General features: G+C 67.7%; 16 protein-coding genes. 3 read left to right on the plus strand and 13 right to left on the minus strand.

Annotated features, from left to right (window positions below; translation table 11 throughout):
• Positions 1–125: 125 nt before the first annotated feature.
• The 6 genes from O7629_RS16760 to O7629_RS16785 form a co-directional block, all read right to left on the minus strand.
• Positions 126–485 (minus strand): hypothetical protein, encoded by a 360-nt coding sequence (locus O7629_RS16760; protein ID WP_278170253.1) that lies wholly within the window; start codon positions 483–485, stop codon positions 126–128.
• Between the two features lie 65 nt (positions 486–550).
• Complete coding sequence (locus O7629_RS16765; RefSeq protein ID WP_278170254.1) at positions 551–1339, minus strand: hypothetical protein; 789 nt, start codon at positions 1337–1339, stop codon at positions 551–553.
• Positions 1329–1832, minus strand: a complete 504-nt coding sequence (locus O7629_RS16770; RefSeq protein WP_278170255.1) for a sigma-70 family RNA polymerase sigma factor — start codon at positions 1830–1832, stop codon at positions 1329–1331. The genes O7629_RS16765 and O7629_RS16770 overlap by 11 nt, the downstream gene beginning before the upstream one ends.
• 62 nt (positions 1833–1894) lie before the next feature.
• Entirely contained in the window at positions 1895–2551 is a 657-nt protein-coding gene (locus O7629_RS16775; RefSeq protein ID WP_278170256.1) for a hypothetical protein, read from the minus strand.
• A gap of 125 nt (positions 2552–2676) precedes the next feature.
• Positions 2677–3354, minus strand: a complete 678-nt coding sequence (locus O7629_RS16780; protein ID WP_278170257.1) for an endonuclease V — start codon at positions 3352–3354, stop codon at positions 2677–2679.
• Positions 3351–3536 carry a hypothetical protein gene (locus O7629_RS16785; RefSeq protein WP_278170258.1) on the minus strand — a complete coding sequence of 62 codons (186 nt, stop codon included), beginning with the start codon at positions 3534–3536 and terminating at the stop codon, positions 3351–3353. The genes O7629_RS16780 and O7629_RS16785 overlap by 4 nt, the downstream gene beginning before the upstream one ends.
• 18 nt (positions 3537–3554) lie before the next feature.
• Here O7629_RS16785 and O7629_RS16790 point away from each other — a divergent pair, with 18 nt between their 5' ends.
• On the plus strand, positions 3555–4019 hold the full coding sequence (locus O7629_RS16790; RefSeq protein WP_278170259.1) for a GNAT family N-acetyltransferase: 465 nt from the start codon (positions 3555–3557) through the stop codon (positions 4017–4019).
• 124 nt (positions 4020–4143) lie between these two features.
• Here the strand turns inward: O7629_RS16790 and O7629_RS16795 are convergent, their stop codons facing one another.
• The 3 genes from O7629_RS16795 to O7629_RS16805 form a co-directional block, all read right to left on the minus strand.
• Positions 4144–4275: a hypothetical protein gene (locus tag O7629_RS16795; protein WP_278170260.1), complete on the minus strand. Its 132-nt coding sequence runs from the start codon at positions 4273–4275 to the stop codon at positions 4144–4146.
• Positions 4276–4711: 436 nt separating this feature from the next.
• Entirely contained in the window at positions 4712–5350 is a 639-nt protein-coding gene (locus O7629_RS16800) for a GPP34 family phosphoprotein (RefSeq protein ID WP_278170261.1), read from the minus strand.
• Between the two features lie 89 nt (positions 5351–5439).
• Positions 5440–5802, minus strand: a complete 363-nt coding sequence (locus tag O7629_RS16805; RefSeq protein ID WP_278170262.1) for a zinc ribbon domain-containing protein — start codon at positions 5800–5802, stop codon at positions 5440–5442.
• Positions 5803–6041: 239 nt separating this feature from the next.
• On the opposite strand from O7629_RS16805, the gene O7629_RS16810 reads away from it, so the two are divergent.
• Entirely contained in the window at positions 6042–6935 is an 894-nt protein-coding gene (locus O7629_RS16810) for a helix-turn-helix transcriptional regulator (RefSeq protein ID WP_278170263.1), read from the plus strand.
• Positions 6936–6952: 17 nt separating this feature from the next.
• On the plus strand, positions 6953–7162 hold the full coding sequence (locus O7629_RS16815; protein WP_123604840.1) for a DUF397 domain-containing protein: 210 nt from the start codon (positions 6953–6955) through the stop codon (positions 7160–7162).
• Between the two features lie 104 nt (positions 7163–7266).
• Here O7629_RS16815 and O7629_RS16820 read toward each other — a convergent pair whose 3' ends face one another.
• From O7629_RS16820 to O7629_RS16835, 4 genes are all read right to left on the minus strand, one after another.
• Positions 7267–7746, minus strand: coding sequence for a hypothetical protein (locus O7629_RS16820; protein WP_278170264.1), 480 nt, complete (start codon positions 7744–7746; stop codon positions 7267–7269).
• A gap of 129 nt (positions 7747–7875) precedes the next feature.
• Positions 7876–8493, minus strand: coding sequence for a suppressor of fused domain protein (locus O7629_RS16825; protein ID WP_278170265.1), 618 nt, complete (start codon positions 8491–8493; stop codon positions 7876–7878).
• Positions 8457–8798, minus strand: a complete 342-nt coding sequence (locus tag O7629_RS16830; protein WP_278174819.1) for a hypothetical protein — start codon at positions 8796–8798, stop codon at positions 8457–8459. Before O7629_RS16830 ends, O7629_RS16825 begins: the two co-directional genes overlap by 37 nt.
• A 127-nt stretch (positions 8799–8925) precedes the next feature.
• Positions 8926–9444 carry a hypothetical protein gene (locus O7629_RS16835; protein ID WP_278170266.1) on the minus strand — a complete coding sequence of 173 codons (519 nt, stop codon included), beginning with the start codon at positions 9442–9444 and terminating at the stop codon, positions 8926–8928.
• Positions 9445–9446: the final 2 nt, after the last annotated feature.

The following is a 9446-nucleotide window of genomic DNA, read 5'->3' on the forward strand; positions in this document are numbered from 1 at the left end:
CCCATTCCCGACCGCGCGGAACGCCCCGCGTGCGGAAATCACAACGACGCGTACGCACGGGACGCACCGGGTAACAACCGCAGCAGGGCGGCCGACATTCCGTCGTCCCGCCAATCAACCGGAGATCAACCGCCGATTGCCGGTCGCTCGGCGACGTCGTTGAAGATCTGGTCCTCGAACGCGAGCAGCGTCGAGCCGACGGCCTTGATGAATGCGAAGTTCAGCCCTCCGCCGACCACCGCTCCGACGATCGGCACCGCCTTGCCCAGAGTGCGCGCCGTGAGCCGTTTGAGCAGTTCCTGCGCGACCCGTAGGGCGAGGAACTCGACACCCTTGATGCCCAGTGCCAGCGTCACTCCGCCGCCGAGCCCGGCAGCGGCGCCGGTGCCGGCGGCCAGACCGGCGCAGTAGTTGATGTAACCGTTCATCCATCGGATGCCAACGAATTGTTTGGCAACGCGACGGTATTCGACGACGAAGCCCAACCGCGAGAGTGGTACGTACAAGCACGACAGTCAGCCACACCGTCGGCACCGCCGGGCCGGGCGGGTCAGCCCGGCGAAGGACCATTGTCGACGAGCCGGAAGTATGTCGTGAGCGTCGCGTCGCCCAGCTCTTCGAGGATCAGGCCCCGGGTGGCGGAGTGCTGCAGGTACGCCGAGGCGCTGCTGATCGCGTACGACGGTTCCCCGCCGGCCCGTTCCACGACGCTGATCGCGAAGTGCTGCCGCGGCTCAGATGCCACGCAGTCCGCCGCGACGACGGTCAACGGGTCCGAGCCCGACGACCTGACCTGCCAGCACGCGTCGGAGCCGTCCGGGTTCGGTTCGGCGGCGCGGATCCGGAAGGTGTCCGCCCCGGCCGGTTCGATGACGAACAGCCGTCGGCCCTCGGTCCCGTCGACCTCGCCCAGCGGGCCGTCGTCGAGCAGCGACACCGCCGACTCGAACGCGTCGGTACGCACGATCGCGACCTGGCGGTCCCCGGACAGCAGCGGATCGTCCCCGACGGAGGCCGGCGCCCCGGTCGGGACCCCAGTCGGGGTGCCAGTCGGTGATCCGGTCGGCGATCCGGACGGCGATCCGGACGGCACGCTCACCGTCGGGCCGGCCGGTCCGACCGGCAGCTGCGGTGCGGCGGTCACCAGCTGGATCGCAGCGACGCCCGCGCCGACGGCTCCGACCAGCGTCACCGCCAGCGCGGCGGTGGTGGCCCGTCGGCGTCGGCGCAGCGTCTCGCCGCGCCGCCGGATGTCCGCCGCCGGGGCGAGCCGGCCGGTCTGCCCGGCCCGCCGGGCCACGTCGCGTAGCGTCTCGTCGAATCGGTCGTCAGACGGCACGGCTCCGCCCTTCGTCGCCGCTGGTGGTCAGGTGTACAGCCAACGCCTTGCGGCCCCGGGCCAGCCAGGTCTTGATCGTGTTCGGGCTGGTGCCGGTCTCCGCGGCGATCTCAGCGACGCTCAGGCCGACCAGGTGGTGCAGCACGACGGCCCGGCGCTGGTCGACACCGAGCCGCCGCAACGCGGCGACGATCGCGACGTGGTCGGCCGACACCTCGTCGACCTGTTGGCCGTTGGCGTCGCGGCGGTGGGCGCGCAGCCGGTTCACCGCCTTACGCCAGGAGCTCACCGCGATCCGGTACGCGACCGTGCGTACCCAGGCTTCCGGGCTGTCACAGTCGCGCACGGACCGCCACCGGTCCCACGCGCGGGCGTACGCCTCCGCGACCGCGTCCTCGGCGTCGGCCCGGTTGCCGAGCACCACGGACAGGTGTCCGAGCACCCGTTGGGCGGACGCGGCGTAAAAGGCGTCGAACTCGTCGGCGTCACGCATCCGTCGTGCTCCACCCGTCACCTGGTCGTGCCTCACCCGTCACCTGATCGTTCCTCCGCCGGTCACCGGGTCGGCGCCGGCCCATTGTCGGTGAACCGGAACCCGTCCGGGGTCGGCGAACCGTCGCCCTGCTCCTCCAGGATCAGCCCGGAGCGGGCCGAGGTGCGCAGGTACGCCGACCTGTTGCTGATCATGAAGGTGTCGTCGGCGCCGGTGTCGGCCGCGACGATCGCGAACCGCTGCCGGGGGTCACCGGCGTCGCAGGCCGCACCCTCGACCGACAACGATCCCCCGTCTCCAGGGTTGTGCACCCGCCAGCAGACCGGGTCACCGGCGCCGGGGCCGCCGCCGCCGGTCCCCTGGTACGACTCGATCAGAAACAGCCGCCCCTGCAACGGGACCGCGACGAACAACTGCCGGCCCTCGTCTCCGTCGACCTCGGCCAACCGTCCGTCGTCGGTGACCGACAGCCCGGACTCGAACGCCTCGGCCCGCACGATGGTGACCTGCCGGGTGCCGGACAGCACCTGCGGCAGACCGCCCGTCGGTGCCGTCGGCTCCGGCGGCGGCGCCAGGCTGCCGGTCGGGGTCCCGGTCACCGTCGTCGGGTCCGGGTCGGACGTCGGCGTCGCGTCACCGGCCGGTGCGGTCGTGCCGCACGCCGCCACCGCGCCGGCCAGCACGGCGATTCCCAGACCCGTGATCCATCGGCTCGTCACCACGTTTCACCCTCATCCGACTGTCGGTGACCCGGCGGCGACGGCTACCCGCCCACCGCCGGGGTCCCGGTCGATGTTCCCAATTCGACCGACATCCCCCAGACGTGTGGCGGAGGCGCGCGGTTTCAGCCGTGCCGGGAAACTTCCCGGCAGGCGTGGTCGGCCAGGCGGGTCGTCTCCGGCAGCCGGTAGTGAGGCGTCAGGCGCAGGGTGACCTCGGTCGCCTGGGCGATGTCGATGAGATGCCCGGCCGACACGTACACCGGTTTGACGCCGGTGCGGGTGCGCAGCGCCCGGCCGACCACCTCACCGCCGTCGACCAGGTCGGCCCAGCCGCCGCGCTCGGGCGGCACCTCGCCGTGGGTGCTGACGAACGCCGTCTTGGCCACGCCGAACGCCGGGATGCCGGTGACCACGCCCAGGTGGCTGGCCAGGCCGCAGCGGCGCGGATGCGCGACGCCGTACCCGTCGCAGACCAGCAGGTCCGGGCGGACGGTGAGCTGGTCGAGGACGGTGAGCAGGACCGGAACCTCGCGGAACGCGAGCAGGCCGGGAACGTACGGGAAGTCGCAGACGCCGGTCGCGGTCGCGCTGGCCACGACGGACAGGTCGTCGGCCAGGTCGAGCACGACGACGGCACCGGCGAGTCGGCCCGCCGCCGACGAGTCCGATTCGTACGCGACGTCGACGCCGGCGACGAACCTCGGCGGGTCGGCCATCGGCTGGTCGACCCGTACCCGGCGGGCCAGCTCGCGCTGGATCTCGACGGCCTCCCGCTCGGTACGCGGTGTCGCCGCCGTCATCGCGGCCCCGTCCCGTGCGTGGCCGGCGGAGACGGCAGCGTCGCACCGAGCGCCCCGGTCGTGTCGACGTCGTCAGACGGCCGCAGCCCGCTGCCGTCCTGGTGGGTGCCGCGTCCCCACTCGTCGCGGGCGTCGAGCCATGACGCGTACAGCTCGATGGTGGGTGCGATCAGCTCAGGCACGTCGGCAGACTACGCGGCATGGCAATCCGTATCCGCCCCGTCGATCGGCACGACACGGCCCGGCTCGGCGTCCTGCTGGATCAGCTCGGCTACCCCACCGATGACGCCGATGTCCACGAACGTCTGACCTACTGGCTGCACGACCAGGCCAGCGTGCTGCTCGGCGCCGATGACGCCGGCGAGCTGATCGGAGTCGCCGCCCTGCATGTGTGTCCGATATTGGAGAGGACCGGCAGGTTCGGCCGGGTCGTCGCCTTGGTCGTCGACGACCGATACCGGGGGCAGGGCGTCGGGCATTCGTTGCTGACCGAGATCGAGCGCCGGGCCTGGGCCGCCGGTTGCATCATGATGGAGGTGACCAGCAGCGTTCACCGGGACGCGGCGCACCGGTTCTACGCGGGTCTTGGGTACGAGGACACGGTGGACAGGTCTCGACGATTTATCAAGCCCTTACCACCTGACGGGGAGAGCCCGCGCAGGTAGCCCGTCCGGCGCCCCGGAAACAGTGCCAGGCCGAGGGCACCGAGCAGCAGGTACGCGGTCGTCGGCTCGCCCACCGCCTCTCCTGCCTTGTCGTTGTGCCACCCGACCAGCTTGACCGCAGGGCTCAGACGCTCGGCGGTGGCGGGGTGGTGGTGAGTTCGCCGCACTTGGGGCACCAGCGGCTCTTGACCCGGAACGAGAACAGCCCGGCCAGGTAGCCGAGCACCGCAGCGCTGGTCAACGCGCAGACGTCCATAACCTGTTCCTTCTCTCCAGGGCGGGCAAGACATGACTTCGTCTCGGCGGCGACGGCTCGGCTCACCCGGCCGGAGGCGGCGTCGGGCCGGCAGCCCGTCGCCGACGGTCGATCCAGGAGGCACGCAGCGACAGCCAGCTCGACGGGCCTCGGGCGTACACCTCGGTCAGCAGGGATGCGAAGACCTCGCTCCGCCGGTCGGCCGGCAGGTGCGGTCGGGCCAGTCTGTGGTTGTCGGGCGGCGGCCCGGTCCCACATCAGGGTTTCGGCGTGCAGGGCGTCGATCTCGTTGCGGCACGCACCGGTGCACCGGTAGACGCGGGTGGCGGCACGGACGGCCGGGGTCATCGGGGTCCGGCAGTCCGCGCAGTGGATCAGTGCGGCCAGTGGGTATCCGGCCGGGTCGGGGTAGTCGACCATCATCAGCCGCCGCCGGTCAGCCACGGTGGGCGGCGACGGTACGGCCGAGTGCCGCGCGGGTCTGCCGGGCCAGGTCGACGATCGGCGGCCAGCCGTGGTCGACGAGGGTGCGCAGGTCGTCGTAGGCGTGCGGCGGCGCACCGTTGAGGATGTGCCGGTCGAGGCCACAGGCCCAGGTCAACGCCGCCAGACCCTGATCGGTGACGTGGAGGCGGCGGCGGGCGCGCAGCGCGGTGGCCAGCCGGACGGCGGGCCAGCCGGCGGTGTTCATGTCGGTGGGCACCCACCGTTCGCCGCGACCGACGAGGCGACGGCGGGTCACTTCCCGGCGTACGTGGCCGGCGCGGGCCAGTCGGGTGGCGACCTGCCGGACCGCGGTCTCGCTGAGCAGACCGACCCAGGTCTTCACCGGTTGCGGGGTCGGCGCGGCGCTGATCTGGGCGAGGATGCCGTGCACCAGGTCGTCGGGCGGGGCGACGGTCGCGCCGACGACGACCAGGCCGCGGCGCACGGCGATCCGCTGCGGGTAGAGCAGTTCGGCCAGCAACGCGGCGGCCAGTCCGTGGCTGAGCGCGCGGGGGTGCAGCAACGGTCGGCCGTGCAACCGGTGGTGGGCCATCCGGAACAGGTCGTCGGCCAGCGGGTACGTGGACATTCGGCAGACTCCTCGGCAGAGTGCGCAGACAAGGGCGTGGAACGCCGCCCGCCGCCACGCCCACCTCGGCAGCGACGACGGGCGGCGGCTCAGGTGCGCCAGACGATCAGCAGGTCGTCGGCGTCGGCACCGACGTACACCTGATCGATGGCCTCGCCGATCACGTCGGCGTCGGTGCGCGGCGGCGACACAGCGGCCAGGTCGGGGCGGCGGCGGGCGATGGACAGGCCGACGAGCCGCTCGATCCGGCCCGCGTCGGCCGGGCCCAGCCGGCAACCACACGGTCCCCGGTACGCCCGCCCACCGTCAGTGGTCCGCAACGGCTGCAGCCGCCGCCCACACGCCGCGCACATCAGGACCCCACGTAGCGGCCACTGGTCGGACGTGTCGCCGCGCTCGGGTTCCCCGACCGGTGGGCCGTCTTTGGGCAGGTCAGAGCGCAGCGAAGGCATCGAAGGACTCCTACGGGTGCACGAGGTTGGCCGGCGACGGAACGGGTGCCACCGGCACAGAGGACTGAAGATCACAGATCGTCGCGATCCAGTAACTCGCTTGGATCGACAGTGGCACGCCGAATCTGGTCCGTCAATTCTTCCATGGAAAAATCTTGAGACCATCTCGATCGGTCGGCCTTAATGATCAAGATGGATCACGCTAGCCTGGTTGCGCTGACAGGCATGGATGGTCCAAGATGGCGGAATCCACCTCACCCACTGTGGAGGCAGACGTGCCCAAGGTCGTCGGTCCAACCATCCCGCGCTGGCAGCTCGGCGAGGAGCTCACCCGCCTACGCCGCGCCGCCAACCTCACCGAGGCAGTCGTCGCCGACAAACTCGGCTGCTCCGAGTCGAAGATCAAGAAGGTCGAGGCGGGCTACGTCGGCACCAACCGCGCCGAGCTCATGGTCATGCTCGACATGTACGGCGTCACCGACGAGACCGCCCGCAACGACATGATCGAGCTGCAGAAGCGCGGCAAGGAACGCGGCTGGTGGTCCAAGTTCGGCATGGTGCCCCAGCAGTTCGCGACCTTCCTCAGCCTGGAGTCCTCGGCCACCAACATCCGCGTCTTCGAACCGCTGATGGTCCACGGACTCCTGCAGACCGAGGACTACACCCGCGCGATCGTCTCGACGCACCTGCCGAACGCGCCCGCCGAGGAAGTCGAACGGCAGGTGCAGATCCGCCGCGCCCGTCAGGAACGGCTCTTCGCGGACCCGCCGCAGACCTGGATCATCCTCGACGAGGCGGTCCTGCACCGCCGGGTTGGCGGCACCGACGTGATGCGCGCCCAGCTCACCCACATCCTCGACACCGTCAAGGCTGCTCCGTGGCTCACTCTCCAGGTCGTCCCGTACAGCCACGGCAGCTACCCCGGCGAGCTCGGCGCGTTCACGATCTTCGACTTCGAGGAGGACATCCACTCACCCGTCGTCTACGTCGAAGGCCAGGCCGGCGGCCTCTATCTCGAACGCGAGGCAGACCTGCGTCGGTGTAACCTGGCGTACAACCACATCACCGCCGCCGCGCTCAGCCCACCCGAGAGCGCCAAGCTGATCACCGCCCTGACCCGCGCCACGGGTTGACCGACGAGGAGCAGCACGTGACCCCCGACCTCGACCTCAGCACTGCCGTCTGGCGCAAGAGCAGGAAGTCATCCGCGAACGGTGGCTGCGTCGAGGTCGCCAACCTGGGTCAGGCGTACGCGCTCCGCGACTCCAAGAACCCGGACGGTCCGGTCCTGATCTTCACCCCCGAGGAGTGGGACTGCTTCCTCGACGGCGCAGAAAAGGGCGAGTTCCGCCAACTCTGACCGGACCTGCGACCCGCAGGCTCCGACAGCAACCAGCCACTGACCTCCGGTGACCCGTGTCCACTGCGGATCTCCGAGAATTCATCATCGCAACCGTTTGGACTTCAGCGATCAGTCGGAAAATCCACCGATCCACTGAGATCGTCAAGTTCGATTGCGACGGCATCCGCCTCATCTCGACCAGTCACCCCGATCATGGTCAACAGATACGCAGCCCGGCCATAGCAGTACTCATCCAGCCTGCCAAACATGGACAGGAAGTCAATACACTGCATCCTTTCCGGACGCGATCCGCACTCCGCTATTTCGGCGACCGCCGGCAGGCAGTTGATGACCTCACGGCGCACAATCCCCGCCTCGGGATGTCGCACCACCCCTCCTGCGAGCTGAAAGGCCAGGTAAAGCAGCTCAATTCGACCAGCTCCAGCAGCTCGGACAAGACCTTGGGCAACACAGGCAGCAACGGCAGCCGCCATCGCTTGACGCATCGGCCCGTTGGCAGGAACGGCTTCGGCCTCAACGAGTGCCATCAGCTCACTCGCCCGATCCCCATCTTCCGTGGCCACAAGCTCTTCGATCCACATACCGACACGAGCGTTGCCCAAGCCCAACCAGTCATGTCTGGAGATTTCCCACCGCATTCAGCCAACCCCAACACAACAAGCATCAGGCGCTACCGCTGCCATAGTACGACGATCTCGGCGGAGTCACAGCTAGACTATTGACGGCCTGCCCGGATCCAACAGATCAGGATCCGCCGACACCAACAGGCGCTCGAATGCATCCCAACCCTCGCTCGACACGAACTCAGCCTCGGCGACGCTAATGGGGACCATCCACACTATAGCGACACCGCAGCCATCCTCGAGCTCAACTGAATCAAATCCTTCGTCGAAATAGCCCGGAGCTGCAGCGTACAACACTGCCATTTTACTGCCCTCCGCCACCGACCACGGCAGCGCGAACGTTTGACCACGCAGGATCGGAACGTGGCGCGCAAGTAGTTCACCTGCGACCAGTTGAAGGGCCTGAGGGAATCGAGAAGGAGCCAAAGCGGAGTGCGTCGTCATCACGAGCTCCAGCGAGATGCCCTGCTGGCCAGCCGGAGACGGAAGAGAATGTCTACTGACTCCGATGGTCGCGTATGAGGTGGATCCCACGAGCTGCCCGCCACCGCCGAACTCAGCAACTTGAAAAGGGAGTTCGACCCCACTCGGATCACGCGTCCAACCGGACCTAAGGGGCCCAAGCCGAGTTTCCAGGTGATCGACAATCACCGGCGTCAGCTTATCCACTAAGTCACCCCCTCGTCGATCTTCACGCACTCCCATACCAACTCCTGCAGCTCATAGGAAACAGCAAGGACTTTAGCGCCCAACTCCCCGGAATACAATTGGGAGTTTGATTCGGTGGCCGGAACTATATCGACCAAAATACCGACACCGAGCCGGGGAATAGTATCACAATTCACCCATGCAAGAGCACACTTTTGGAGCGCATCTTTGAGCGCAATCAGCGCCGGCTCATTTATCCCACGATTCTCCCGAAGCGCCAGGTCGAATTCTTTCCAGGACCCAGCCAGAAGCGAAAGCTCCGGTGACATTACCGCCCCCCCCCACGGCACGTAGATCGGCACGAATTTCGGGCAGAGAAGACGATCAGTGATCGATCCGACCCCCAGCTCGTAGTAGCCACAACCGGATTCCCGATATTTCTTAACGTCGGCATCGTTGATGTAAACGATACTCTATTCCAAATTGTCGTCAATCAACTTGCCACCTATCCCGGAATGCCGCGACGCGCGCACGGTCAAGATCGACTACATCCAGGACGTCTAACATGAAATCAGCGTTGATCTTCGATAGCTTAGAGTACATCACCCAGATGCCCTCCCTTGCTCGCTCCACACAGCGCTCGACGAGGTCGTAGTTACCCATTTCCAACTCGGACGCATGTGGCTCTCCCGTAATGATATTGTGCAGCACATTCATCAGCTCCATCTCGGCCGCAACCGGAAGATTCTCTGCATATGCCGCCACAATGACCCCAACAGCCGGCAATGCTACCTCGTACACCATCGACTGAACCTCGAGGCGGTATTCAAGGGTGCAACCAAGTAGGTCCGAATCCGAATCAGCTTCGAGTATCCGCATGAAGATATCGGGAATGCCGAACCCATTGCCAGTGGGCGCTCGATACGTCGACCAGTCATATCGGGCGAGTTCCACTTTCGCAGCCGTCACCTGCACGGACTCACGCCCTGCACCTATCCAGTCGTGCACGT

Origin of the sequence: Solwaraspora sp. WMMD792, assembly GCF_029626105.1 — a bacterium.
In the GTDB taxonomy this organism is placed as follows: domain Bacteria; phylum Actinomycetota; class Actinomycetes; order Mycobacteriales; family Micromonosporaceae; genus Micromonospora_E.

What these genes read in the sequence shown, in the direction of transcription:
- O7629_RS16810 (WP_278170263.1), top strand. Translation starts at nt 6,042, where the DNA reads ATGGCGGAATCCACCTCACCCACTGTGGAGGCAGACGTGCCCAAGGTC.
- O7629_RS16800 (WP_278170261.1), bottom strand. Translation starts at nt 5,350, where the DNA reads ATGTCCACGTACCCGCTGGCCGACGACCTGTTCCGGATGGCCCACCAC.
- O7629_RS16790 (WP_278170259.1), top strand. Translation starts at nt 3,555, where the DNA reads ATGGCAATCCGTATCCGCCCCGTCGATCGGCACGACACGGCCCGGCTC.
- O7629_RS16820 (WP_278170264.1), bottom strand. Translation starts at nt 7,746, where the DNA reads ATGTGGATCGAAGAGCTTGTGGCCACGGAAGATGGGGATCGGGCGAGT.
- O7629_RS16770 (WP_278170255.1), bottom strand. Translation starts at nt 1,832, where the DNA reads ATGCGTGACGCCGACGAGTTCGACGCCTTTTACGCCGCGTCCGCCCAA.
- O7629_RS16805 (WP_278170262.1), bottom strand. Translation starts at nt 5,802, where the DNA reads ATGCCTTCGCTGCGCTCTGACCTGCCCAAAGACGGCCCACCGGTCGGG.
- O7629_RS16825 (WP_278170265.1), bottom strand. Translation starts at nt 8,493, where the DNA reads ATGGGAGTGCGTGAAGATCGACGAGGGGGTGACTTAGTGGATAAGCTG.
- O7629_RS16795 (WP_278170260.1), bottom strand. Translation starts at nt 4,275, where the DNA reads ATGGACGTCTGCGCGTTGACCAGCGCTGCGGTGCTCGGCTACCTGGCC.
- O7629_RS16780 (WP_278170257.1), bottom strand. Translation starts at nt 3,354, where the DNA reads ATGACGGCGGCGACACCGCGTACCGAGCGGGAGGCCGTCGAGATCCAG.